General features: G+C 39.0%; 29 protein-coding genes. 11 read left to right on the top strand and 18 right to left on the bottom strand.

Annotated elements, in window-relative coordinates; all coding sequences use genetic code 11:
• Window positions 1–298 precede the first annotated feature (298 nt).
• Together HX129_RS12980 and HX129_RS12975 are read right to left on the bottom strand one after the other, a co-directional pair.
• Window positions 299–1,174 (bottom strand): DMT family transporter, encoded by an 876-nt coding sequence (locus tag HX129_RS12980; RefSeq protein ID WP_286435011.1) that lies wholly within the window; start codon window positions 1,172–1,174, stop codon window positions 299–301.
• 143 nt (window positions 1,175–1,317) lie between these two features.
• Window positions 1,318–1,962 carry a TetR/AcrR family transcriptional regulator gene (locus HX129_RS12975; protein ID WP_130074799.1) on the bottom strand — a complete coding sequence of 215 codons (645 nt, stop codon included), beginning with the start codon at window positions 1,960–1,962 and terminating at the stop codon, window positions 1,318–1,320.
• 152 nt (window positions 1,963–2,114) lie between these two features.
• Between HX129_RS12975 and HX129_RS12970 the strand changes: the two genes are divergently transcribed.
• From HX129_RS12970 to HX129_RS12950, 5 genes are all read left to right on the top strand, one after another.
• Window positions 2,115–3,359, top strand: coding sequence for an MFS transporter (locus HX129_RS12970; RefSeq protein ID WP_130074800.1), 1,245 nt, complete (start codon window positions 2,115–2,117; stop codon window positions 3,357–3,359).
• A gap of 11 nt (window positions 3,360–3,370) precedes the next feature.
• Entirely contained in the window at window positions 3,371–4,120 is a 750-nt protein-coding gene (locus HX129_RS12965; protein WP_286435002.1) for a helix-turn-helix domain-containing protein, read from the top strand.
• 86 nt (window positions 4,121–4,206) lie between these two features.
• Entirely contained in the window at window positions 4,207–4,707 is a 501-nt protein-coding gene (locus HX129_RS12960; RefSeq protein ID WP_286435001.1) for a PM1805 family lipoprotein, read from the top strand.
• 148 nt (window positions 4,708–4,855) lie between these two features.
• Entirely contained in the window at window positions 4,856–5,404 is a 549-nt protein-coding gene (locus HX129_RS12955) for a glutathione peroxidase (protein WP_130074803.1), read from the top strand.
• Window positions 5,405–5,569: 165 nt separating this feature from the next.
• Complete coding sequence (locus tag HX129_RS12950) at window positions 5,570–6,193, top strand: PM1805 family lipoprotein (protein ID WP_130074804.1); 624 nt, start codon at window positions 5,570–5,572, stop codon at window positions 6,191–6,193.
• A 91-nt stretch (window positions 6,194–6,284) separates the two neighbouring features.
• Here the strand turns inward: HX129_RS12950 and HX129_RS12945 are convergent, their stop codons facing one another.
• Window positions 6,285–6,575 carry a hypothetical protein gene (locus HX129_RS12945; RefSeq protein ID WP_353620014.1) on the bottom strand — a complete coding sequence of 97 codons (291 nt, stop codon included), beginning with the start codon at window positions 6,573–6,575 and terminating at the stop codon, window positions 6,285–6,287.
• Between the two features lie 159 nt (window positions 6,576–6,734).
• Here HX129_RS12945 and HX129_RS12940 point away from each other — a divergent pair, with 159 nt between their 5' ends.
• Window positions 6,735–7,184: an ATP-binding protein gene (locus tag HX129_RS12940; RefSeq protein WP_130074805.1), complete on the top strand. Its 450-nt coding sequence runs from the start codon at window positions 6,735–6,737 to the stop codon at window positions 7,182–7,184.
• Window positions 7,185–7,188: 4 nt separating this feature from the next.
• On the top strand, window positions 7,189–7,944 hold the full coding sequence (locus tag HX129_RS12935) for a tRNA(His) guanylyltransferase Thg1 family protein (RefSeq protein WP_130074806.1): 756 nt from the start codon (window positions 7,189–7,191) through the stop codon (window positions 7,942–7,944).
• 47 nt (window positions 7,945–7,991) lie between these two features.
• On the opposite strand, the gene HX129_RS12930 is transcribed toward HX129_RS12935, so the two are convergent.
• The 10 genes from HX129_RS12930 to HX129_RS12885 all read right to left on the bottom strand — a co-directional run bounded on the left by HX129_RS12930 (window position 7,992) and on the right by HX129_RS12885 (window position 16,203).
• Window positions 7,992–8,411 carry a F0F1 ATP synthase subunit epsilon gene (locus HX129_RS12930; protein ID WP_120375742.1) on the bottom strand — a complete coding sequence of 140 codons (420 nt, stop codon included), beginning with the start codon at window positions 8,409–8,411 and terminating at the stop codon, window positions 7,992–7,994.
• A 26-nt stretch (window positions 8,412–8,437) separates the two neighbouring features.
• Window positions 8,438–9,832 carry a F0F1 ATP synthase subunit beta gene (gene atpD, locus HX129_RS12925; RefSeq protein ID WP_130074807.1) on the bottom strand — a complete coding sequence of 465 codons (1,395 nt, stop codon included), beginning with the start codon at window positions 9,830–9,832 and terminating at the stop codon, window positions 8,438–8,440.
• 26 nt (window positions 9,833–9,858) lie between these two features.
• Window positions 9,859–10,728 (bottom strand): F0F1 ATP synthase subunit gamma, encoded by an 870-nt coding sequence (gene atpG, locus HX129_RS12920; protein WP_130074808.1) that lies wholly within the window; start codon window positions 10,726–10,728, stop codon window positions 9,859–9,861.
• Window positions 10,729–10,817: 89 nt separating this feature from the next.
• Window positions 10,818–12,362: a F0F1 ATP synthase subunit alpha gene (atpA, locus tag HX129_RS12915; protein WP_130074809.1), complete on the bottom strand. Its 1,545-nt coding sequence runs from the start codon at window positions 12,360–12,362 to the stop codon at window positions 10,818–10,820.
• 60 nt (window positions 12,363–12,422) lie between these two features.
• Window positions 12,423–12,959, bottom strand: a complete 537-nt coding sequence (locus HX129_RS12910) for a F0F1 ATP synthase subunit delta (protein WP_130074810.1) — start codon at window positions 12,957–12,959, stop codon at window positions 12,423–12,425.
• Window positions 12,960–12,970: 11 nt separating this feature from the next.
• The gene (locus HX129_RS12905) at window positions 12,971–13,441 is read right to left on the bottom strand and encodes a F0F1 ATP synthase subunit B (protein WP_130074811.1); all 471 of its coding nucleotides are present in this window, start codon (window positions 13,439–13,441) and stop codon (window positions 12,971–12,973) included.
• A 39-nt stretch (window positions 13,442–13,480) separates the two neighbouring features.
• The gene (gene atpE / locus HX129_RS12900) at window positions 13,481–13,726 is read right to left on the bottom strand and encodes a F0F1 ATP synthase subunit C (protein ID WP_000424060.1); all 246 of its coding nucleotides are present in this window, start codon (window positions 13,724–13,726) and stop codon (window positions 13,481–13,483) included.
• Between the two features lie 84 nt (window positions 13,727–13,810).
• A complete protein-coding gene (atpB, locus tag HX129_RS12895) occupies window positions 13,811–14,686 on the bottom strand; it encodes a F0F1 ATP synthase subunit A (protein ID WP_068975643.1) in 876 nt (291 codons plus the stop codon).
• Between the two features lie 110 nt (window positions 14,687–14,796).
• On the bottom strand, window positions 14,797–15,189 hold the full coding sequence (locus tag HX129_RS12890) for an ATP synthase subunit I (protein WP_111861471.1): 393 nt from the start codon (window positions 15,187–15,189) through the stop codon (window positions 14,797–14,799).
• A 171-nt stretch (window positions 15,190–15,360) separates the two neighbouring features.
• Window positions 15,361–16,203, bottom strand: a complete 843-nt coding sequence (locus HX129_RS12885) for a metal ABC transporter solute-binding protein, Zn/Mn family (protein WP_286435000.1) — start codon at window positions 16,201–16,203, stop codon at window positions 15,361–15,363.
• Between the two features lie 139 nt (window positions 16,204–16,342).
• Between HX129_RS12885 and HX129_RS12880 the strand changes: the two genes are divergently transcribed.
• From HX129_RS12880 to znuB, 3 genes are read left to right on the top strand one after another with little or no spacing between them, the layout of a single operon-like run.
• Window positions 16,343–16,840: a transcriptional repressor gene (locus HX129_RS12880; protein ID WP_130074813.1), complete on the top strand. Its 498-nt coding sequence runs from the start codon at window positions 16,343–16,345 to the stop codon at window positions 16,838–16,840.
• Window positions 16,813–17,610 carry a zinc ABC transporter ATP-binding protein ZnuC gene (znuC, locus tag HX129_RS12875; protein WP_174493515.1) on the top strand — a complete coding sequence of 266 codons (798 nt, stop codon included), beginning with the start codon at window positions 16,813–16,815 and terminating at the stop codon, window positions 17,608–17,610. The genes HX129_RS12880 and znuC overlap by 28 nt, the downstream gene beginning before the upstream one ends.
• 3 nt (window positions 17,611–17,613) lie before the next feature.
• Window positions 17,614–18,414, top strand: coding sequence for a zinc ABC transporter permease subunit ZnuB (gene znuB, locus HX129_RS12870; protein ID WP_130074815.1), 801 nt, complete (start codon window positions 17,614–17,616; stop codon window positions 18,412–18,414).
• 170 nt (window positions 18,415–18,584) lie between these two features.
• Here the strand turns inward: znuB and HX129_RS12865 are convergent, their stop codons facing one another.
• Entirely contained in the window at window positions 18,585–19,205 is a 621-nt protein-coding gene (locus tag HX129_RS12865; protein WP_130074816.1) for a LysE family transporter, read from the bottom strand.
• A gap of 164 nt (window positions 19,206–19,369) precedes the next feature.
• On the opposite strand from HX129_RS12865, the gene HX129_RS12860 reads away from it, so the two are divergent.
• Window positions 19,370–20,293 carry a Dyp-type peroxidase gene (locus HX129_RS12860; RefSeq protein ID WP_130074817.1) on the top strand — a complete coding sequence of 308 codons (924 nt, stop codon included), beginning with the start codon at window positions 19,370–19,372 and terminating at the stop codon, window positions 20,291–20,293.
• Between the two features lie 172 nt (window positions 20,294–20,465).
• Here the strand turns inward: HX129_RS12860 and HX129_RS12855 are convergent, their stop codons facing one another.
• The 4 genes from HX129_RS12855 to HX129_RS12840 all read right to left on the bottom strand — a co-directional run bounded on the left by HX129_RS12855 (window position 20,466) and on the right by HX129_RS12840 (window position 23,561).
• The gene (locus HX129_RS12855; protein WP_286434999.1) at window positions 20,466–20,600 is read right to left on the bottom strand and encodes a hypothetical protein; all 135 of its coding nucleotides are present in this window, start codon (window positions 20,598–20,600) and stop codon (window positions 20,466–20,468) included.
• A gap of 166 nt (window positions 20,601–20,766) precedes the next feature.
• Window positions 20,767–21,216, bottom strand: a complete 450-nt coding sequence (locus HX129_RS12850) for a hypothetical protein (RefSeq protein WP_130074819.1) — start codon at window positions 21,214–21,216, stop codon at window positions 20,767–20,769.
• 24 nt (window positions 21,217–21,240) lie between these two features.
• Window positions 21,241–21,774: a hypothetical protein gene (locus tag HX129_RS12845; protein WP_174493520.1), complete on the bottom strand. Its 534-nt coding sequence runs from the start codon at window positions 21,772–21,774 to the stop codon at window positions 21,241–21,243.
• 86 nt (window positions 21,775–21,860) lie between these two features.
• Entirely contained in the window at window positions 21,861–23,561 is a 1,701-nt protein-coding gene (locus tag HX129_RS12840; protein WP_130074821.1) for an NAD-dependent malic enzyme, read from the bottom strand.
• Between the last annotated feature and the right edge of the window lie 47 nt (window positions 23,562–23,608).

Raw genomic sequence — 23,608 nt, 5'->3', positions numbered from 1 at the left:
ACAAAAATTTGGTTTAAACAACAGATAAATGATCTTTCATACCTTGTTGTCTATGGGTATTATTATGCTATAAAAATACTATTCATACAAATTTTATCTTTATTTTACAAAAATAAAACTATGTTTAAATCAAGCTAACAGATGAGTATATTGATAAAATTAAACCTATCTATTTGCTTTATATTTTTTTTAAAATGAACGTATCAAATTTTAACCAAAATTCAATTAATATATTTTAAGCCTAAATTTATATAAAAAAAGTCTAATAAAAATCAAAAATATTTCTCATCTTTACCGATTAATTCAATACTTTTACTTTTTTCTGCGCAAGTACAATACCCAATAAAATAATCAAACCACCGATGCTATGATAAATCGTCCACGCCTCATTTAACCAAAAAAAGGCGATAATCGCGGTAAAAACGGGCATCAGATTCATAAAAATACTGGTACGATTTGGGCCTAAATATCGAACGGCCATCATCCATACAAATGGTGCAATCAAAGAAGGAAAAATTCCTGCGTACAATACACTACCAACATTATTCATATCGATACTTTGCAGACCAAACCAAGCAATAAACGGTAAGTGATAAAGCAATGCAAAAGCAATTTGAATATATAAGCTAATCAACAAAGGGACTTTGAGCTGCCATTTTTTTAGAAATACACCATAAAATGCATAAAAGAACACTGCAAGCACCATTAACAGGTCACCTGAATGCCCACCTAAACCGAGCAAACTTGCAAAATTACCTTGTGCCATGACATAGACCAAGCCTAAAAATGACAGAATACTCCCAATGATCGCAAAACGATTTGGGATCTCATGCAAAATCAGCATCGAGACAAAAATAGTAAAGATCGGAATAAAAGCATTGATAATGCCCATATTGGTCGCGGAAGTATGATGGGCTGCGGAATAGGATAAACCTTGATATAACACCATTCCAAAAGCACTCAAAATAGCAAACTGCCAAAAGTGCTGACGAATCAAATGACGGTTTTGCCACATTTTTTTTGCCATAAATGGCGTCAAAATAATAAATGCAACGAACCAACGGTAAAAGCTGATACTGACTGGTGAGATATAGTCTGAAACATAGCGAGTGACAGCAATATTCATTGACCAGATCAAAACTGCAATGATGGGTAAACACACTGCCCACCACATCGGCTTGGTATTGGTGTACATAATTTTAACGCTTCAGAATGAAAGCTCGATTATTGACTAAGTCGGAAATAATTTAAATATCGTATTTCCGACATCTATAGCGAATTTCAGACAGCCCTTATTCCGCATATTGGATTGATGTTTTAAAATAAATCGTAGGTTTTCAGCGCTAAAAGTACCACTTTCTCAAGTTGTTCTAGTCCAACACCATCACGAGCCTGCATCGTCAATCCTTGAATCACCGTTGTATAATAATCTGTCATCGCTTGAATATTGGTTTCAGCTTTTAAGTCACCATCCAGCACCCCCTGTTGTAAACGCTGATAAATTTTTTCTTTGACTTGATTACGTTTCGACAGTAAATCTTGTTGCAACTCAGTATGTTCTTGTGAGCAATTCATGGTTGCCGTGAGTAACATACAACCGGTGGGTTTGTTTTGCTGAACGATTCTTTTTAAATTTTCATATAAATAAAGTTCAAGTGCGATTTTAGCTGTTGTTGATTGTTGGAAAATCGCCTCTAATGCGCATGCTTCATGTTCAATATAATAGTCTAAACAAGCATGAAACAATTGCAACTTATCACCAAAACTACTGTAAATACTCGGCGCAGTCAGATGTAATGCTTTGGTTAAATCACTCATCGATGTCGCTTCATAGCCATATTTCCAAAACAACAACATGGCTTTTTGTAACGCTTCTTGTTCGTTAAAGCATTTTGGGCGACCTCGCCCACGTTTAAGCGATTGTTTACCTTCAATTAAACTTTGCTCTTCAAAATCTGCCATAAACTTCACATATATTTTTATAACGAACATTATTAAATTAATTGACAGCTAAAAATTAATCAAATACTTTATTTTTATAACGATCGTTAATGAATTAAAAACAAGCAAAACTCAGTTTAGCCAACGTGCCCTTCAAAGTAGGAACCCTGCTCATGAATACGATGCAACCTCAAATTTCAGAACATAGCACGACCGATGTTCCCCCCAGTAGCCAAGGTAGTTGGATTGCTTTGCTCACTGTAGCAATCACTGCCTTTGCATTGGTCACCAGTGAATTCCTCCCCATTGGTGTCATCAATAATATTTCTACAGATTTACATGTTTCAGTGGGTACAGCGGGTTTAGTCATTACCTTACCCGGCATCATGGCCGCGTTTGCAGCGCCATTACTGCCTGTACTGGTGAAGAATCTTGATCGTCGTTACCTACTATTGGGACTGGCTACCACCATGGTGGTCGCGAATGCAATTACGGCAATCGCACCCAATTTTGAGATTTTATTAGTGAGTCGCCTTATCCTCGGTTTCGCCATTGGTGGATTTTGGGCAACAGCAATTGCCCTGAGTGGACGTTTAGCGCCATCACATCTTCCTATAGCCAAAGCCACAGCTACAGTCATGGCAGGTGTAACTTTAGCCACTGTACTTGGAGTACCGATTGGAACGTGGTTAAGTGATAGCTATGGTTGGAGGACATCCTTTGCCATTACCTCTGTGATTGGCTTCTTTGTGGTCGTACTCGGTTTTAAATTTATACCCAGCTTAAAGCCTGAATCTGCAATTCATTTTAAAGACTTACCTGCACTGCTTCGCATTGATAAAGCCAGACAAGGTTTAATTATTATTTTACTTTTGGGTCTTGCACATTTCTCGACCTATAGTTACCTCACGCCTTTCTTTAAACATTCTGCAGGTTTTGATAGCACGACCATCAGTTCGCTGTTATTACTTTTTGGTATTTCAGGGATTTTTGGTAATGCATTTGCAGGTTATAGTGGCAATTTAAATGTGCGTTATACCTTTGCTTTTGTGGCAATTTGTTTTGCCTTGGTATTTTTTGGATTCCCAATTTTTGCAACCCATACCACAGGTGCATTTATTCTCACTGCACTATGGGGATTTGCCTTTGGTGCATTTCCAACAACCGCCAATATTTGGATGTTTTTACATGCCCCACATGCCGTAGAAAAAGGAATGCCCTTGTTTGTTGGCTTTTTCCAAGTCATGATTGCAACAGGCGCGTTAATTGGTGGTTATATTGTTGATCACTTCAATGCCGATACCTTGCTTTATAGTGTTTTGAGTTTCATCATTTTAGCGGTGATTTCCATCTTCACTTTAAGCCGTGGTTTAAATAACCCTAAAACTAAACAACAGCCAATACAATGTGAGAATTAGTTTTATTCACTATGTCATATACCTCACTGATTTCTGTAGAAGAATTCTTTTACCAAAAACATGATATTGTCACACCCCATTCAAATTTATGGGGTGATTTTAATTTGAGTCTAAATGGTACTTTAGAACTCAATATCGCAGATCAAACCTATCTTTCACCACCAAGCTATGGTTTATGGATCCCCCCTCAAATTGAGCATTGTTGTACGGCTGTGGATGATCATTTAACACATTATATTTGTATCCGTATCCATCCAAAGTTATGCCAAAATTTGGCGAAACAAGTACAAACACTCAATGTTCGCCCTTACCTCCGCCAAACCATTGAAGAAATTTTAAATCAGCAAAAGTTAGGCATCCCTAGGGTTGAATACTACGAACATTTATTACAATTGGTACTTGATCAGATTCAGTATAGTGACTCATACACGCATTATTTACCTCAGACTAACCACCCTATTTTAAAACCGATCCTTGAACGACTTTCAGATCAAAATCTATTTAATAAAAGCTTGCAACATATTTTAAATGACTTCGATATTACAGAACGACACGCACTGCGTCTTAGTCAGGAACAACTTAAGCTTTCACTCTCTGAATGGCGCAATCGCGCCAAAATCATTTATGCAATTTCATGCATACAACGTGGCAACGCTGTGAAAAAAGTCAGTTTAGAATTAGGTTACCAACACAGTTCTAGCTTTATCGAATTTTTTAAGCGTTATACAGAACAAACACCTACACAGTTACTTGGAAAATAAAATTTAATTTTTAAATATAGGCACAGCACAAGTAAAATTAGAAATTGAGATAAAATATGATTCTTTTTAAAATTTGAATAAGTGAAATGAAAAAAATAATCTGTATATGCCTACTCTTTTTTACATATCATTATTGCGCTTTCGCAACAACTTATCCCCAACCGCCACAAAAGGTTCAATCACTTATTCCTCAAATAAACAACACCAGCAAAGATGAACTTGCTGAAATTCAAACACTTTCGATAAATAAGACCAAAGACGCACTGGCATTTCAAGATGCCGTTATACAAGCAGTACAAAACCATGATCAAATTGAGTTACAAGCCCTTGTTCACAAAATGAAAAAATTCGTCGAAGATTTTAACCAAGACTTAGATGCACTGACATTAAAAAGCCCAGAAGCAAATAGCATCCGAAGTAAAATAAAACAAATCAATAATTTAGGTATTAAACTTTCTGAAGAAGCTGTGAAAGATTCGCCTGACTTAGATAACATCAAAGCACTTCAAACAGAAATTAACGAATTACAACAACTGTTATCAACAGAAATTATTCATGTGCAAAATAAAATAGACATCGCAAAATAATGATTCAACGTCTAACAAAAGCAGCGTATTTGATCTGCTTTTTTTGTCTTAAATTGTATGATTCTAACAATTATATCTTGCTGAAAAGCAGAATAATCGCTAAAACATTAAAGCATAATATTTTTGAAAATGACTTTAGGACAATAAGATGAGCGCATCTGTTTACGACATTCCGGTAAAAACTATTCAAGGTGAAGAAGTCACCCTCAATCAGTATCAAGGTAAAGTTTTACTGCTAGTCAATGTTGCATCTAAATGTGGATTAACACCACAATACGAAGGCTTAGAAAAACTGTATCAAGCCCAAAAACAAAAAGGCTTAGAAATTTTAGGTTTTCCAGCCAATAACTTCTTAGCACAAGAACCGGGTTCAAATGAAGAAATTCAACAATTTTGTTCACTGACCTACGATGTGCATTTTCCACTTTTTGCTAAAATTTCAGTCGCAGGCGATGACAAACATCCACTCTATAACACCCTAATTCATGCAATTCCTGAGCGTATTGGTGAAGGACCATGGTGGAAAGACTTGGTCGATTATGGCTTAACACCAAACCCAAAACCCGAAATACTCTGGAATTTTGAAAAATTTTTAGTGAATAAAAATGGGGAAGTCGTGGCACGTTTTGCGCCAGACATTACCGCAGATGATCCTCGTATTGTACAAGCGATTGAAGCGGAACTTGCCAAAGCATAATCAATGCGTTGTAATCAAGATGACTGAGGTCATCTTTTTTTATGCGCTCAAAACACTAAAATATAAATACAGTAATAAACTGTTATTCATTTGCAACAATCCTATCTTTATCCATAGTTCAGTTTTATATTAAAAATCATAAGATTATTTTTGAATTTGAATGTTATGAAAAAGCTAATTCAAGGCGCCCTTCTCCCTTTTATTATTTTTACCTCAGGGGTGCTTTTACTCGGTTGTAACCAAACCACTGAGCCACAGGAACATACTGAACAATTTGAACAAACAGAAACATTAAAAGATGAAACACATGAAAATGCATCATTAGCCGCAGAGGTTGAAACTGAAACAGCACAAGTACAAAACAATGAAAATTTAAAAAGTGGCAACATGTTTTATATCGCGCGTGACGTTGCTGATGTTCAACTCAAAACAGGAACTTACATCGAAAAATTACAACAAGCACAAACTGATTTGCAAACAGCAATTGACAGTAAAGACCAGCAACAACTGCAAGAAACAGCAAAAAATTTAAGTCATGAGTTACAAGGTTTTAATACAGCATTGATTTCTTTAGATTTAAAAAGCCAAGAAATTGACAATATACGTCAACACGTTTTATTCGCAAATAAACAAGTGCTTAGTTCGCCACTACTCAATGGTGAAGTTGATTTTACAAAAATTGATTTTGATAAAATTGAAAAACAAATGAGTACAATTCAATCCGAAATGATCAAATTGGCAGGAATGATGATTCCCAAAGGTGGATCTTCAGACAGTCACAACAGCTAATTTAAGTGTCACTTCAAATTCATTTACAGTTAAAATAGGATATTCCATACGGAATATTCTATTTTTTGCTGACATTTGCACATTTAAAAATTTAAGTATGTGCTTTAAATGCATGTTGCATTAATTTTTGAACCTGCTCAGAAACCTCACGTTGTTCTAAAAAAGAAAAATCACCACGATAGGCTTGTTGAACGATTTCTTGTGCAAAATCATGCAGGAATGGTCGCCCATTTTGTTGATAAAACACAGCTTCTTCAGCATCTAAATGAATAGACCAACATGACACCACCGAACTCATGTCGATGGCAATACTAAAATAATACCGTGTATCATCCTGATATAATTCCCAAAAATGTACTTCTTGCTCAATCATTTTCATCATGATGTATTCTACTTTTACCCTTTTTATAAAATACATAGAAATATTTCAGCATCCAATACCACTTTAGCGCTAGAACATCAACATTTTCAAGCTCAGACTATATTTGCCATTACAAGCATGTTTTAATCTAAAAATAGATAAAAATGACTGAAGTAAACCATGCAACTGATTATTTTTACAGGTGTCCAAGCATCGGGTAAATCGACATTTTATAAAGAATATTTTTATAAAACACACTTACGTCTAAATTTAGACATGCTAAAAACACGCCATCGTGAAAATATTTTATTTGAAGCAGCTTTAGCTTCTAAAACCAAGATGGTGATTGATAATACCAACATGACGAAAGCAGATCGTGCGCGTTATATCCAACGTGCTAAAGATGCTGAATTTGAAGTGATTTCTTATTATTTTGAAGCTGATTTGGACAGCACATTAGAACGCAACCGACAACGATTCGGTAAAGAACGAATTCCTGATCAAGGTGTACTTGCCACAGCTAAAAAGTTTGAACTACCCTCGCTTCAGGAAGGTTTTGATGAACTTTATAAAGTTAACATTATAGAAAATCAGCAATTTTCCATACAGCTTTTAGCAATTCGAGAATAACCTCATGAGATTTAATGATTTAGATACTCGCTTACGTGTATATGAAACAGCTTATGATTTTTGCGTACCACCTGAACAATATATCGTGGTACGACTTGATGGTAAGGGGTTTACACGATTGACTAAAGAAATTTGGCAATTTGAAGCACCTTTTGACATTCGCTTTAGAGATTTGATGGTCGAAACTACTGCACATTTAATGCAATGTGGTTTCAACATTATTTATGGCTATACACAAAGTGATGAAATTTCACTGCTTTTTCATCTTAAGGATGACAGTTTCAACCGTAAAACACGCAAAATCATTTCGATATTGGCGGCTGAAGCCAGTGCAAAATTCAGTATTTTACATGGGCAAATGGCAACTTTTGATGCTCGAATTTGTATTTTACCCAATGCAAAAATTGTTGAAGACTATTTTCGTTGGCGACATGAAGATGCTCATCGTAATGCTTTAAATGCACATTGTTATTGGATGTTACGTAAAGAAGGTGAGACTATTAAAAAAGCAACCCATCAAGTCAAAGGCTTAAATCGTCAAGAAAAGCATGATCTTCTGTTTAGCCGAGATATTAATTTTAATGAATTGCCATCGTGGCAAAAAAGAGGGACTGGTCTATATTGGCAAGAAGTTGAAAAAGTAGGATTTAATCCAAAAACCAAACAGCCAACGGTATCGACTCGTCGGAAAATTTTTAAAGACTATGAATTGGCTTTAGGGGATGAGTATAGTCAATTTATAAAAAAACAATTTTTATAAATAAAAAACCGCCATTTCAGGCGGTTCTTTCAATCTCAAACTGCGTCTTATTGAGCGCGGTTTTTGATTTTGCGGATGGTTTCCAACTGTGCAGCAGTTTCTGCAAGCGCAGCCAAAGCAGCAGCAGCGTCCAAATCGCTCTTTTGATTTGCAAGCAATTGTTCAGCATTTTTACGTGCTTCAATAATTGCAGCTTCATCTAAGTTTTCTGCACGGACAGCAGTATCTGCTAGAACCGTAACAACATGCGGTTGAACTTCAAGTACACCACCAGATACATAGATTAACTCTTCTGTACCGTTCTCAAGCAGAACGCGAATCGCGCCCGGCTTAAGTAAAGTAACTAACGGAGCATGACCAGGCATAATACCGAGTTCACCGCCAGCACCTTTCGCGATTAGCATTGTTACAGTGCCTGAGTACAAAGACTCTTTAACACTGACAACATCACATTGCATCGTAGACATGAGAATCTCCTAAATTAGGGAACTAATTAAAGTTTCTCAGCTTTAGCAATCACTTCGTCAATACCACCAACCATATAGAACGCTTGTTCTGGGATGTGATCGTATTCACCAGCTAGAAGACCTTTAAAGCCACGAATTGTTTCTTTAAGCGGTACAAGTTTACCAGGAGCACCAGTAAACACTTCAGCTACGTGGAACGGTTGAGAGAAGAAACGTTGAATTTTACGCGCACGGTAAACAGTCAATTTATCTTCTTCAGCCAATTCGTCCATACCAAGAATTGCGATAATGTCTTTCAATTCTTTATAACGTTGAAGAACGTTTTGAACTGCACGAGCAATTTCGTAATGCTCAGTACCCACTACAAGTGGATCTAACTGACGTGAAGTTGAGTCAAGTGGATCGATCGCTGGATAAATACCAGAAGATGCGATGTCACGGCTCAATACAACAGTTGCGTCCAAGTGAGCGAACGTCGTTGCAGGCGATGGATCTGTTAAGTCATCGGCAGGTACGTATACCGCTTGAATTGACGTAATAGAACCAGACTTAGTCGATGTAATACGTTCTTGTAGAACACCCATCTCTTCTGCAAGAGTTGGCTGGTAACCTACAGCAGACGGCATACGACCTAACAATGCTGATACTTCAGTACCCGCAAGTGTATAACGGTAGATGTTATCTACGAACAATAATACGTCACGGCCTTTACCGTTTTCGTCTTTCTCGTCACGGAAGTACTCAGCCATAGTCAAACCAGTTAACGCTACGCGTAAACGGTTACCTGGTGGCTCATTCATCTGACCGTAGACCATTGCTACTTTGTCAAGAACGTTAGAGTCTTTCATTTCGTGATAGAAGTCATTACCTTCACGAGTACGCTCACCAACACCAGCAAACACAGATAAACCTGAGTGAGCTTTTGCGATGTTGTTGATCAACTCCATCATGTTTACAGTTTTACCAACACCGGCACCACCGAACAGACCAACTTTACCACCTTTCGCGAACGGGCATAGTAAGTCAATGACTTTAATACCAGTTTCTAAAAGGTCAGTAGAAGCAGCTTGTTCAGCATAAGAAGGCGCTTGACGGTGAATCGGTAAACGTTCTTCAGTTGCAACTGGACCAGCTTCGTCGATTGGGCGACCAAGAACGTCCATGATACGACCCAAACATGCAGTACCTACAGGTACAGAGATTGGAGCGCCAGTATTAGTTACGTTCAAACCACGCTTAAGACCTTCAGTAGATCCCATTGCAATAGTACGAACTACGCCATCACCAAGTTGTTGCTGAACTTCTAAAGTAGTTTCAGTACCGTCAACGTGGAGAGCGTCATAGATCTTAGGAACGCTGTTGCGTTCAAACTCGACGTCGATAACCGCGCCGATGATCTGAATGATACGACCGCTACTCATTGCTGTCTCCTCAATTCAAAATAATGTTAAACGGCAGCGGCACCACCAACGATCTCAGAAATTTCCTGAGTAATCGCGGCTTGACGCAGCTTGTTATAAATGAGTTGTAGGCTCTTGATCAATTCACCCGCATTATCTGTTGCAGCTTTCATTGCAACCATACGAGCAGACTGTTCACATGCGATATTTTCAATCACACCTTGATACACCATAGACTCAATGTAACGAACCAATAAACCATTCAAAAGCTCTTCAGCTTCTGGTTCATAGAGGTAGTCCCAACCGTATTGGCGGTTTAGACCTTCATTCTCTTCAGCAGCAGCTAAAGGAACAAGTTGTTCGATTTTTTGGTTTTGAGTCATGGCATTGACAAAGCCGTTTGACACAAGATAAATACGATCTAATTCGCCTTTATCAAATGCGTCCAACATCACTTGTACAGAACCAGTTAACTGTTCAAGACTTGGTGCATCGCCTACATTCGTAGTCGCCCCAAGTACTTTACCGCCGTAGTTTTTAAAAAACGAAACCGCTTTTTGACCAATCAAAGCAAATTGAACTTCAATTGACTGCTCTTGTTGCTGTTGTACGTGTTTAACCACTTTTTTGAACAAGTTAATGTTCAAACCACCAGCAAGACCACGATCTGAAGACACAATGATATAGCCAACGCGTTTGACTGGGCGTTCAACCATATAACGGTGTTTATATTCAGGATTCGCTTGTACCAAATGAGCAATTACACGGTGCATATTTTCGGCATACGGACGGCCCTGAGCCATGCGCTCTTGCGCACGACGCATCTTAGAAGCTGCTACCATTTGCATCGCGCGAGTAATTTTCTGCGTGCTCTTGATACTAGCTACTTTGGCGCGAATTTCTTTTAAATTTGCCATACGCTTAACCTAGTATTCGAAAGCCCTTTCGAGCCTTCGAAGGTTGATTCCGTGAACCAAACCATAACTAGATTCAACATCGTTGAATCTTAGTAAGTTTGAGTCGCTTTAAAGCTTTCAATACCTGCTTTAATTGCAGCTTCGATGTCTTTGTCATAAGCACCAGTTTCATCGATTTTTTGCATTAACGCAGCATGTTCTGAACGGAAGTAAGAAATTAACGCAGCATCAAAGTCTACGATTTTCTTCACTTCAACGTCAGCCATATAACCTTCGTTAGATGCATAAATTGAAACTGCTTGGTCAGCAATTGAATATGGAGCATATTGTTTTTGCTTCATTAATTCAGTTACACGTTGACCATGTTCAAGTTGCTTACGCGTTGCTTCGTCAAGGTCAGAAGCGAACTGAGCAAACGCAGCCAATTCACGGTATTGTGCTAAAGCAGTACGGATACCACCAGACAATTTTTTGATGATCTTCGTTTGTGCAGAACCACCAACACGAGATACAGAGATACCCGCGTTCACAGCAGGACGAATACCTGCGTTGAATAATGATGTTTCTAAGAAGATCTGACCGTCAGTAATCGAAATTACGTTGGTTGGTACGAATGCAGATACGTCACCTGCTTGAGTTTCAATAATCGGTAATGCAGTTAATGAACCAGTTTGGCCTTTAACTTCACCGTTAGTGAATTTCTCAACGTAGTCAGCAGATACACGAGAAGCACGTTCAAGTAGACGTGAATGAAGATAGAACACGTCACCTGGGTAAGCTTCACGACCTGGTGGACGACGAAGAAGCAATGAAATTTGACGATACGCAACTGCTTGTTTAGACAAGTCATCATAAATGATTAACGCGTCTTCACCACGGTCACGGAAGTACTCACCCATTGTACAACCAGCATATGGAGCAAGATACTGCATTGCTGCAGGATCCGCTGCAGCAGCTGCTACAACAGTTGTGTACGCCATAGCGCCAGTTTCTTCAAGCTTACGTACAACGTTTGCAATCGTTGATTGTTTTTGACCAATCGCAACGTATACACATTTAATACCTGATTGTTTTTGAGCAATGATCGCATCGATCGCCATCGCTGTTTTACCAGTTTGACGGTCACCAATGATCAACTCACGCTGACCACGGCCTACAGGAATCATTGTATCAACTGATTTATAACCAGTTTGTACAGGCTCATCTACAGATTGACGCCAAATTACACCAGGTGCTACTTTTTCAACAGCATCTGTAAGTTTTGCATCAATTGGGCCTTTACCATCAATTGGATTACCCAAAGCATCTACGACACGACCAAGAAGTTCAGGACCAACTGGAACTTCTAATACACGGCCTGTGCAACGCGCTTTTTGACCTTCTTGAAGGCTTAAGTAGTTACCTAAAACAACGGCACCCACTGAATCCTGTTCTAGGTTCAGTGCCATACCGTATAAGCCGCCGTCGAATTCGATCATTTCACCGTACATTGCATCAGCAAGGCCGTGAATACGCACAATACCGTCGGAAACCATCACAATGGTTCCTTCGTTCTTAGCGGTCGCGCTGGTGTCCAGATCGCCGATACGCTGTTTAATGAGCGCACTGATCTCGGATGGATTCAGTTGTTGCATTGCGCTATACCTCAATCTTTTATTAGTTCAGTCTTCGTCTTATGTAATTATGATGCACAATTACGCTAAAAGACGAGTACGCATTTTTTCAAGCTTGCTAAGCGCAGAATCATCTATCACTTGGTCGCCTGCACGAATAACAACACCAGCAATCAATGCTGGATTTACTTCAACTGTAACTTTCACAGCGCTGTTCAAACGTTTTTCCAACGCATGAGCCAACTTCTGTTCTTGTACTGAATCTAGCGGGAAAGCCGATTCAATCACAACGTCTACAGTGTTGTTATTTTGCGATTTGAGTTGTTCAAATTCAGCTTCAATTTCAGGTAACAAGGTCAAACGACCGTTGTCAGCAAGAAGTGTCAAAAAGTTTGACACCGCTTCAGTTTGCTGTTCACCTAAAACTTTCGCGAAAAGTGCAACCTGCTCAGCAGGCGTCAACTCAGGGCGATTTAAATAAGCGGAGAATGCTTCATCTTGCACCGCAGCACTGAGCAGTTGTAATGCATTTGACCAAGCGTCAGTTGCATTTTGCTCAGATGCATAAGCAAATGCTGCTTTAGCGTATGGGCGTGCCAACGTCAAGAGTTCAGCCATATTCGCCTCTCTTAAAGTTTAGCAGCCAGCTGATTCAGCATGGCATTATGAGCTTCTGCGTCAACTTGTTGGTTCAGAATTTTCTCTGCACCAGCAACTGCAAGAGCAGCAACTTGTTGACGTAATTCTTCACGAGCAGAATTGATGTCTTGGTCAACAGCATCTTTCGCTTGTTGACGAATACGCTCACCTTCAGCAGATGCTTGGGTACGCGCTTCTTCGACCAATTGTGCCGCACGACGGTTCGCTTGTTCGATCAATTGAGCCGCTTGTGCTTTTGCTGCATCAATTTCTTGCTTTACTTGTGCTTGCGCATCAGCAAGATCAGCTTTCGCTTTTTCAGCAGCATTTAAGCCATCAGCGATTTTACGCTGACGCTCACTAATCGCATTGATTAGTGGTGGCCATACAAACTTCATGCAGAATGCGACAAAAATCGCAAATGCAATCGCTTGGCCAATCAATGTGAGGTTGATATTCATTGCAAATTCCTCAATGGTTTAATTTAGGAATTAAGCTGATTAACCTACAAATGGATTTGCGAAGATGAAGAACAAACCAATACCAACGCCGATCATAGGCACAGCATCAAGAAGACCCGCAATTAAGAACATACGAGTTTGAAGTTGTGGAGCCAATTCTGGTTGACGAGCAACAGCTTCAAGGAAGCGACCGCCTAAAAGACCAAAACCAATCGCAGTACCTAAAGCACCAAAAGCGATCAAGATAGCAGATGCAATTGCAACTAGACCTAAAGTGAGTTCCATGATAATTCCTCAGAGGTTAGGTTTTATACCAAATTAAGTTAAAAAAACTGTACCTAACCACCGATTGATAGTTAGGTAATACCATTAATGCTTTTCGCTTGCCATGCTTAGATAAACGATGGTGAGCATCATAAAAATAAATGCTTGCAGGGTGATAATCAAAATATGGAAAATCGCCCATGGCACAGACAATGCCCACTGGATCCAGAACGGTAATAATGCGATAAGAATGAAGATTAATTCACCCGCATACATGTTACCGAAAAGTCGGAGAGCCAAAGAGATTGGACGTGCAAGGAAAGTTACCAATTCCAAAAGCAAGTTAAATGGAATTAAAAGCGCTTTAGCGATTGGATTCTTAGGATTGAATGGATTCAGTGCCAATTCGCCTACAAAACCACTCACACCTTTTTCACGAATACTGTAGAAAATAATGAGAGCAAATACAGATAAAGACATACCAAGAGTAATGTTAGGATCTGTAGTAGGTACAATTTTGAAATACACACTGTGTGGATCCATACCAAACACGTTGCTACCAATAAGCGTAGCGAGATGTGGAATGAAATCTACTGGTACTAAGTCCATTAAGTTCATGAGGAAAATCCACACAAAAATGGTTAGTGCCAACGGTGCAATCAAACGAGACTTCCCGTGGAAAGTATCACGAACACTTGAATCTACAAACTCAATAATCATTTCAATTGCAGACTGGAACTTGGTAGGAACACCAGAGTTTGCAGCTTTCGCTACGCACCAGAACAACAAACAGAAAATTAAACCAAGTCCGATAGACCAACCCATTGAATCCAAGTGAATAGCAGTGAACCCCATCTGTTGAGCTTCAGCACCACTTTCAGCCAATTTCCATGTACCGTCTGGCATTTTACCATAGGTCATATTGGTCAAGTGATGCTTGATATACTCGGTCGAAGTAAGGGCATGTTCTTCAGCAGCCATAAATCACACCTGGTCAATGTAAAAAAACTAATAGAATAAAACGAATATCGCGTGCTGCTTGATATCTCGCCTATTCCTGAAAAACTTTTCAATTTTTGCTGTGCTTATACTCATTTTTGTAAACGGGTTGCCCAAAAAGGAGCAATCCACGTCATGGCTTGTACAAGTATAAAACCACAAAACAATGCGACCGGGGATAACGGTTTGACATTGCTTAAAATTAAAATGAATCCAACGATCACAATTGCAAATTTGCCCATCATGCCCCGATACATGTTCGAAAGAACTTGTTTCGATGCTCGCGCGCCTGCTGCTCGAAATGACTGCCAAGAAAAATAACAACTAGCAAGCCAACATATTAGTGCACCTAATGCTGCACTCAAAGCCGCAGTCGAGTCTTTCAAGACCCACCCTATCAAGGCTGAAACAGGAATCATACATGCTTGTAAATAGACCAAAGCTTTCGCTAATCGTCGGTCAATCATGCGACTAGTTCGGCTCATTTTTTATCCACTCACAGCATAAATGCTTGACAAGTTTAGCTGATGATCGTTTTTAATCGCAGGCATTATAGAGTTACACCCCTGAACATGCAATCTTTTCCCGACCTTAGTCGTGTTTTTTTCACAGATTAAATTGCTTTTGATCTGTACAATTGTTGCTTAATATTTGCATCATTTTCGTGCATTAACTACGCAAGCTTGTGTTTGTGCAGCTAAAGTTTGCCATGCAACCACAAAATCTTGTTGTTTCGCTAAAGATTCATCAACCGATTGAAATGTAATTGCACCCAATTTTTTATATTGACTTGGGCTTGCACTGGCTTCAGCAAGTAAACAGACTTTTTTGCTTGGTCGATGGTCATTGAGGTATTTAATTTGGGCAATCGTGGGCGCAACATGTGGGTCATCAGTCATCGCACCCGCAAATTTTAAGTTAAGCGAACGTTCTAAATATTGATAAGCATCATGATATGCCCAATATGGTCGTGCTACCCCCTCTCCTGTATATCTTTGTGATGCTAAAAGCATTTCATTGGCAAATTTTTTCGCATTATTCCAATACGCTGTTTTATTTTCAGGATGTTGTTGTGAACGTAAAGCTGCAATAAAGAAACCGATACGTACAGCATTGTTTGGATCAAGCCATACATGAGTATCGACAGTATCTTTTAAGGCAATACCTCGTGGACTTCTTAAGGGCAAGGCTTGGATAATACCCGAATCTAAAATAGAAATGGCATTGGCATTGTCTTGCAACGCTTTTTCGAGCGGTGCTTCATGGGCTTTACCCAGCCAAATCACCAAAGATGCCTCTTTAATGGTTTTCCGGTTCAATGGCGTTAGCTGTACATCATGTCCACTTTGATGATCTAAAAGCAATACAGGTTCTTCAATACCTTGCATGACTTTTTTTGAAATCAAATAAATAGGATGTGTTGACACCACCAAAGGTGCTTGTGCCCACGCCATACCTGCAAATAATGCGCTGACACAGAAAGCAAAGAAGCGTTTCATGTGGAAAAATTTACCAAAATTACTTAAATGTTATAATATAACAAATATGAAAAAAAACCTATGCCATTCGTAACATGATCAGGCTTCATGTTACTATTTGTGATTGTCCTTTTACTAAAAACGTCTTTTGAGGTGTGCAATGAACCTATGTTCACACGAGCATCATGATACTTTACATGGCGTCCATGACCATCAAAATGTCAAAACTCGTCTAATAGAAGCAGAAAATATTTGTGCTGCTGCGGGTGCTCGTCTCACACCTCTACGAAAAGAAGTGCTAGAACTCATCTTAAATTCGACAGGTCCCGTGGGTGCGTATGACTTATTGGCAAAACTAAAAGGCTCATCTGAACGCCCTGCTGCCCCACCAACAGTGTATAGAACATTAGACTTTTTATTAGAAAAGGGTTTTATTCACCGTTTAACCTCTATCAATGCCTATATTCCGTGTTGCCACCCTCGTGAAGGACACCAAGCGGCTTTTTTGATTTGTTCTGAATGCCATACGGTGAAAGAGGCTTCTGCTAAAGGTCTGATTGAGCAACTTGATCAACTCTCAGATTCAGATGGATTTAAAGCACACCACAGTATTATCGAGATTTCAGGACTATGTCAGCAGTGCTCGAACAAGGCTTAAAGCCAGTCACAGCTTCGCTTGTGCAATTACAACAGATCAATGTGCGGATTGATGAGCGTGATATTTTAAAAAATGTTGATTTTTCTTTACATGAAAAAGAAATTGTCACGCTGATTGGTCCCAATGGCGCAGGAAAATCAACCCTGATTAAGGTGCTATTGGGCATAGTAAAGCCCAACTCAGGTAAAATCATTAGCCCTAAAAAACTCAAACTGGCATATGTACCACAAAAATTCAATCCTTCGCATAGTTTACCACTACGTGTGAAAGATTTACTTGATCTCGAAAAATGCGACAAAACCATTAAAACCGAAATCATTCGAGATACAGGCATTACCAAACTAAAAGACTCAAAAGTACAGCAGCTTTCAGGTGGCGAACGTCAACGTGTGCTATTGGCACGGGCGTTATTACGCCAACCGGATGTTTTAGTGCTTGATGAACCTATGCAAGGCTTAGACATTCAGTCTGAAGCTGAACTCTATGATTATGTGCGCAGTTTGCCTGAACGCTATGGTTGTTCGATTTTAATCGTATCGCATGATTTACAATGGGTCATGCAAGGGACACAACGGGTCGTGTGTTTAAACAAACATATTTGCTGTAGTGGTTTACCTGAAAATATTCAACAACATCCTGAGTATCAAGCGATTTTCGGGACAAATCGTGTCCCATATCAACACCATCATGATCATTGTGCACACGGTGACTCTGCAAAAACCTGTGAACATGATGCTCGTCCCCACATTCACCCTGAACCGGAAGCCTAGATCATGATGGAATGGTTACAACTGCTATTACCAGCATGGATTATGGGCACACTTTTGGTTTTTCTAACAGCACCTTTGGGCTGTTTAATGTTGTGGCGCAGGATGTCTTTTTTTGCCGATACCATGGCACACGGCACGCTCTTAGGGGTGGCACTTGCAGCAGTGCTAAGTCTGCCTTTATGGATTGGTGTAACGTTTACCGCTATTTTATTAGTGGCAATTCTTTGGGTATTGCACGATCCTCGTTTACCCAATGATGCTTTGCTTGCGCTGTGCTCCGCAACTTTACTCTGTTCAGGCTTGTTGCTGATTCAGCACTTACCTGCCCTACGACCTGAATTATTGAGTTATCTATTTGGTGACCTACTCACCATTGAATGGTCAGATTTACCTGTATTTATTGGTATTATCATCGCAGCTTTGGCTGTGTTGTTTCACTATTGGCAAGCACAGATTCAAATTGCCATTGATCCTGATATTGCGGTCAGTGAAGGGGTTAATGCAAAATGGCAACGCCTAATTTTCATGTTGCTTTTGGCATTATTTACCGTTTTAGCATTACGTGCTGTGGGTTCTTTACTCATGGGTGCATTGTTGGTTATTCCTGCACTCAGTGCACGTCTCGTGTCACACTCTCCAAAGCAAATGGTCATTGCTGCTTTTATCATTGCTCAAATGGGTGTGACTGTCGGTTTATGGTCAAGTGCGGGTTTAAATATTTCCACAGGTTTAAGCATTGTTTTAACCATGTCGATTGTATTTGCCATGATCTTTATTATTCAAAAAGTTAAAAAAATCCGTTAAAACCTGAGAGTTTCAAATCATTAAACTCACTGCCAAAGTTTAATATAGTCTGTTTAATGATTTGCTTTTTACGGTATATGTCTCAACTCAAACATAAGATCATTATGAATCAACGTTTTTTCGTATAAATATAAGCTCATTCTAAAAAAGAATGCTTAAAATGTATTCCATCACTGATGCACCAAACTCAACAAAGCTGCGGCGCAACTAAATAATATGGCAAAAGTACGATTCATATATTTTTGTTGTTTTGGTGATTTGAGCAACCTTAAGACTTTGGCTGCCAAGCCTGTATAACCTGCCATCACAATCAAATCAATCGTAATCATGGTGACAGCCATAATCACATATTGAATCCACTGTGGTTTAGACAAATCTAAAAATTGTGGCAAGACTGCGAGTAAAAACACAATGGCTTTAGGATTACTCATATTCACCAAGAAACCATGTAGAATGAGCATAGGAATCGTTTTAGGCTGAGTTTCGGCTTTAATATCAATCGACTGAATGGGGGCATTCCATTGTAAATATGCCAAATACAATAAATACAACACTCCAAACCATTTCACCAATAAAAATGCCCAAGGTGTCGTCGCGAATAACACTCCCACCCCTGCTGCAACAATGCCAATTTGTACAATTAATGCCAGTTGTAAGCCTAAAGCATTCCAATAACCACGGCGAAAACCATAGCTTAAACCACTCGACATCGATGCAATTGCGCCCGCACCAGGGGAAATACTGATCACCCAGCACGCCAACATATAAGCAAACCAGACTTGATAAGACATAATAAATATCAGGAGATTTTTTGAAATGTAATTATAACGATTTTAATACCATACTTTTCGATTAATTTAATCGTTAAAAAATATAAAGCTTCGCTTTCTAGTCTGTGTATGATCATGCACAATAGTTAAATTGAATGAATAATAAATGAAGGAGCCATCTCGTAATGACAGCCCAATCTGTAATTTTGCCTTTACCGTCAAATCATGCCCGCTTTATTGTTTTAAATTTAAAAGATCTGTCTATTGATGCTTTAAAAGAACAACTCAATGCGCTGTTTAGCACACGTGATCGTTTAATCACCCAGCATCCTGAAGCTGAAATCAAAACCTCTGTCGCATTTGGTCCCGCACTTTGGACACAGCTTTATTCTCAAACTCCGACAGGTTTTAAACAACTTGAACCGATTCAGGGTTCTTTCAACATGCCTGTAGTGCCTGCGGATGTCCTGATTCATATTGCTTCAGCCCGTGCAGATTTATGTTTTGCAATGAGCCAATCATTTTTTGATGGCATCCAAGACCAAGTTGAAGTTTTAGATGAACGAGTGTGTTTCCGCTATTTAGATGGCCGTGATTTAACAGGTTTCATTGATGGTACTGAAAATCCACAATTCCCTGATGACCGTGACGAAGTCGCATTACTTGGTGAAGAAGCAGGTATTTTTGCTGAAGGTTCTTTTGTCTTTGCACAGCGTTATGTACATAACTTAGAAAATTGGAAAAAACTAAAAGTTGATGCTCAAGAGCATGTCATTGGTCGTACTAAGTTAGAAAGTATTGAGCTCGATGATGATGCTAAACCTGACAATGCACATATTGCGCGTACCGTGATTGAAGATGATGCAGGTGAAGAACTCGAAATTCTACGCCACTCTTTACCCTATGGTGATGGTCAGGGCGAACAAGGTTTATTCTTCATTGCTTATACCAAAGACTTAACCCGTATTGATAAAATGCTCGTGCGTATGTTTGGTACAAGTGGCGATGGCATTCATGACCGTTTACTTCACTTTGTGACCCCAGTAGATGGCGCTTATTTCTTTGCCCCGAATGAAGACATACTCGAAGAAATTCTAGATACAGAATAATTTTGCAAGCCAATATTCGACTTGTGCAAGAAGAATATTTTCTGGATCAAGATTAAGGTGCATTGGAATTTCGTACTTCCAATGCATCAATACATTGTTGCTCTGTTGAATATGCAAAAATACGTGAGGAGGCTTTCTCAATATAAATTGCATCATTTTCCAAACCAAACGCCTACTTAGAAATATCACATTGATCAGGTTTCAGTTTATAAAATTTCACTGTATGACACATCGGCTCTGGCGAGTTTTCATCAAATCCAAACCATGTTTCCACATTCATCATTTCATAAAATTCTTTTGAATCCATTGGTGTTTCTTCGGATGATGCTTGGGATGAACGGTTAATTTGTTCTACTTTTTCTTCAACGGCAGCTGTAATTTGAGTTTGATCATCGCCTATTTTTGTGATGGGTCATGACATACTGTCAACTCCAGCAACACAAGAATGACAATACTAATTTTATTAAATTTTTTCATTTCCCACTCAATCTTTGTTTTAGACTGTCGGCTTCTTCATATTCAATGTCCTGAATTCGCATACAGTTTTGCTCCATACGCATTTTGAAATCAATGAATTGTTCGCCAACTTTAAGTAGTGCACGATGCTCTGTCGCATCCAAAACACGGATGGAAATATCGTCAGCTACATCTTGCGCATTACTCAAAATGTTAAAATCTAAATGACATTGACCCTGTATTTTTGCAGCACACTTTTGCTCACGCAATAAAAGTTGCACCATATTGGCATCAAAATAATGACGCAAAATCTGTCGAGGCTCGCCTGCAATATCTTTGTCTGAGTGCAGTGGATAATCCCGATACAATTCAGAAATCAAGTCACGACTACTTTGCACACACGAAATATTGTCTGCAAAGACCTGTGCGCTACTTAACAGTAAAACCACAACTAAATATTTTTTCATGTCTTTTTAAATCTGCGTCTATATTTATTTACTGTTATCGTCAAAAGAATAATGTGTTAAATCTATGCCACGTTGAAAAATATTTTGGATCAAAATATGCGGCAATTTTGAATTATTCCCTAACGCTGCACATTTCAAATCAACGCCGTGTCGATTGGCTGTTTGGGTTGGAATAAATTTATCTTCTACAAATGAATATTTGCCTAAATCTCTAAAAAATCCATACAGATTATTGTTTGAATCGCGAAGCACGTACAAATTACTCAAGTCATTTTTATAATAAGCTTGATACAAGGTGTATTTTTGCTGCCCCACTTGGATCACATCACACTCATCGGTTGCCATCCATTGATCATTATTGTGGTTCAGCCCCATCTTTTTTAGTAACGCACTGACTTTGGCATCCTCCCAAATCAAAGCACAATGTTGACGTTTGAGCTTTTTGATTTGAATGGGTTTTTTCTGTTCAGTTTGCCACTGTGTTTCGCATATATTTTCTTGTGCATACACGCTTGAAACTGACAAACATACGGCAAGTGCTAAAACTATTTTTCTCATATATACATCGCTTGCTATACGCATTTTAAATATAAAAATGGAGTCTATGTAGACTCCATCTTATGTGAATAGACAATAAATTCAACTTAAAATGGTATACGTTTATAACGACGATACTCAGGTTTCCAAAAGTTTGCTTCAATATTTTCTTGTAATTGCTCATCACTAATCGCAGGTGCAACACCATCTTCGATCGCTGCTTTTGCTACTTTAAAAGCAATGATCTTAGAAACTTTTTGTAGCTCGTTCAAATCAGGCAATAAGTCAGCATGAATATCTTGTAATTTTGGTGAACAATCTGCCAAAGCATTACTTGAAGCCATTAACATATTATCTGTGACACGTGTTGCTTGTACTGCAACAACGCCCAGCCCTATACCAGGGAAAATGTATGAGTTATTACATTGTGAAATATTAAAGATTTGACCTTGATAATTCACAGGTGCAAATGGACTACCTGTTGCGATTAAAGCTCGCCCTTCTGTCCATTCGATAATATCAGCAGGCACAGCCTCTACACGAGAGGTCGGGTTTGATAATGGTAAAACAATCGGATGCTCGCAATTGGCAGCTAAAGTTCGGATAATTTCTTCCGTGAATAATCCTGGTTGTCCCGACACCCCAATAAGAACCGTTGGTTTAGCATTTTTAACTACATCAAGTAATGAAATGACTTCTTCTGCATTGCCCCAATGCGCGACTTCCTCAGGCTTTTGTGCCAATTTACGTTGGAAATCTAACAGGTTCGGCTGATTTTCAGTGATTAAACCAAAACGGTCGACCATAAAGACACGTGCACGTGCTTCAGTATCGGTCAGACCTTCTGCCACCATTTGTGCAACAATTTGTTCTGCAATACCACAACCTGCTGAACCTGCACCTAAAAATGCCACTTTTTGGTCTTTCAGTTGTTTGCCTGCCGCACGACTTGCAGCAATGAGACTGCCTACTGACACTGCTGCTGTCCCTTGAATATCATCATTAAAACAGCAAATTTGATTCCGATATTTTTCCAGTAAAGGCATCGCATTTTTTTGTGCAAAGTCTTCAAATTGAATTAATGCTTTTGGCCAACGACGCTTGATCGCCGCAATCACATCATCAACAAAATGATAATATTCTTCGCCGCTGATTCGAGGCTGATTCCAACCGAGATAAATTGGATCATTTAACAATTGTTGATTGTTCGTCCCCACGTCTAAAGTAATCGGTAATGTATATGCAGGACTGATGCCACCACATGCGGTATAGAGCGATAATTTTCCGATTGGAATACCCATGCCACCAATGCCCTGATCGCCTAATCCCAAAATACGTTCACCATCTGTGATGACAATCACTTTGACATTTTTCTTATTCACATTATGCAAAATATCATCGATATGTTCACGGTCTGGATAGGAAATAAATGTCCCACGATGACGGCGATAAATATCCGAGAAACGCTGACATGCTTCACCAACGGTTGGTGTATAGATGATTGGCATCATTTCACTGAGATGATTTTCAATCAGGTGATAAAACAAGGTTTCATTGGTGTCTTGAATATTTCTAAGATAAATATGTTTATTGATAGCGTCATTAAAGTCGCAATATTGTTGATATGAGCGTTGACTTTGTTCTTCGATGGTTTCGATCACATGTGGAATCAAGCCATATAAATTAAATTGGCTACGCTCTTCTTCCGTAAAGGCCGAGCCTTTATTTAAAAGCGGAAGCTCAAGGAGAGTGTTCCCTGCATAAGGGGTATATAACGGTTTCTTTACTTGCAAGTTTTCTGTGGTCATGTCCCATCTCATTATGTTTAGATTTAGATGAAAATCCAGATAACAAA

The sequence above is a fragment of the Acinetobacter sp. 251-1 genome (assembly GCF_030329305.1).
In the GTDB taxonomy this organism is placed as follows: domain Bacteria; phylum Pseudomonadota; class Gammaproteobacteria; order Pseudomonadales; family Moraxellaceae; genus Acinetobacter; species Acinetobacter piscicola_A.
Note: the sequence above shows the minus strand (reverse complement) of the source record. Positions and strands in the feature narration are given on the sequence as shown.

Bases quoted from the DNA above. Each gene is read 5' to 3' on its own strand.
- HX129_RS12980 (WP_286435011.1), bottom strand. From the start codon at position 1,174: ATGTGGTGGGCAGTGTGTTTACCCATCATTGCAGTTTTGATCTGGTCA.
- HX129_RS12850 (WP_130074819.1), bottom strand. From the start codon at position 21,216: ATGAAAAAATATTTAGTTGTGGTTTTACTGTTAAGTAGCGCACAGGTC.
- atpG (WP_130074808.1), bottom strand. From the start codon at position 10,728: ATGGCAAATTTAAAAGAAATTCGCGCCAAAGTAGCTAGTATCAAGAGC.
- HX129_RS12930 (WP_120375742.1), bottom strand. From the start codon at position 8,411: ATGTCTACGATGCAATGTGATGTTGTCAGTGTTAAAGAGTCTTTGTAC.
- HX129_RS12945 (WP_353620014.1), bottom strand. From the start codon at position 6,575: ATGATGAAAATGATTGAGCAAGAAGTACATTTTTGGGAATTATATCAG.
- znuB (WP_130074815.1), top strand. From the start codon at position 17,614: ATGATGGAATGGTTACAACTGCTATTACCAGCATGGATTATGGGCACA.
- atpD (WP_130074807.1), bottom strand. From the start codon at position 9,832: ATGAGTAGCGGTCGTATCATTCAGATCATCGGCGCGGTTATCGACGTC.
- znuC (WP_174493515.1), top strand. From the start codon at position 16,813: ATGTCAGCAGTGCTCGAACAAGGCTTAAAGCCAGTCACAGCTTCGCTT.
- HX129_RS12965 (WP_286435002.1), top strand. From the start codon at position 3,371: ATGTCATATACCTCACTGATTTCTGTAGAAGAATTCTTTTACCAAAAA.
- HX129_RS12975 (WP_130074799.1), bottom strand. From the start codon at position 1,962: ATGGCAGATTTTGAAGAGCAAAGTTTAATTGAAGGTAAACAATCGCTT.
- HX129_RS12905 (WP_130074811.1), bottom strand. From the start codon at position 13,441: ATGAATATCAACCTCACATTGATTGGCCAAGCGATTGCATTTGCGATT.
- HX129_RS12890 (WP_111861471.1), bottom strand. From the start codon at position 15,189: ATGAGCCGAACTAGTCGCATGATTGACCGACGATTAGCGAAAGCTTTG.
- HX129_RS12950 (WP_130074804.1), top strand. From the start codon at position 5,570: ATGAAAAAGCTAATTCAAGGCGCCCTTCTCCCTTTTATTATTTTTACC.
- atpE (WP_000424060.1), bottom strand. From the start codon at position 13,726: ATGGAACTCACTTTAGGTCTAGTTGCAATTGCATCTGCTATCTTGATC.
- HX129_RS12885 (WP_286435000.1), bottom strand. From the start codon at position 16,203: ATGAAACGCTTCTTTGCTTTCTGTGTCAGCGCATTATTTGCAGGTATG.
- HX129_RS12940 (WP_130074805.1), top strand. From the start codon at position 6,735: ATGCAACTGATTATTTTTACAGGTGTCCAAGCATCGGGTAAATCGACA.
- HX129_RS12860 (WP_130074817.1), top strand. From the start codon at position 19,370: ATGACAGCCCAATCTGTAATTTTGCCTTTACCGTCAAATCATGCCCGC.
- HX129_RS12910 (WP_130074810.1), bottom strand. From the start codon at position 12,959: ATGGCTGAACTCTTGACGTTGGCACGCCCATACGCTAAAGCAGCATTT.
- HX129_RS12855 (WP_286434999.1), bottom strand. From the start codon at position 20,600: ATGGATTCAAAAGAATTTTATGAAATGATGAATGTGGAAACATGGTTT.
- HX129_RS12960 (WP_286435001.1), top strand. From the start codon at position 4,207: ATGAAAAAAATAATCTGTATATGCCTACTCTTTTTTACATATCATTAT.
- HX129_RS12840 (WP_130074821.1), bottom strand. From the start codon at position 23,561: ATGACCACAGAAAACTTGCAAGTAAAGAAACCGTTATATACCCCTTAT.
- HX129_RS12970 (WP_130074800.1), top strand. From the start codon at position 2,115: ATGAATACGATGCAACCTCAAATTTCAGAACATAGCACGACCGATGTT.
- HX129_RS12935 (WP_130074806.1), top strand. From the start codon at position 7,189: ATGAGATTTAATGATTTAGATACTCGCTTACGTGTATATGAAACAGCT.
- atpA (WP_130074809.1), bottom strand. From the start codon at position 12,362: ATGCAACAACTGAATCCATCCGAGATCAGTGCGCTCATTAAACAGCGT.
- HX129_RS12955 (WP_130074803.1), top strand. From the start codon at position 4,856: ATGAGCGCATCTGTTTACGACATTCCGGTAAAAACTATTCAAGGTGAA.
- HX129_RS12880 (WP_130074813.1), top strand. From the start codon at position 16,343: ATGAACCTATGTTCACACGAGCATCATGATACTTTACATGGCGTCCAT.
- HX129_RS12865 (WP_130074816.1), bottom strand. From the start codon at position 19,205: ATGTCTTATCAAGTCTGGTTTGCTTATATGTTGGCGTGCTGGGTGATC.
- atpB (WP_068975643.1), bottom strand. From the start codon at position 14,686: ATGGCTGCTGAAGAACATGCCCTTACTTCGACCGAGTATATCAAGCAT.
- HX129_RS12845 (WP_174493520.1), bottom strand. From the start codon at position 21,774: ATGAGAAAAATAGTTTTAGCACTTGCCGTATGTTTGTCAGTTTCAAGC.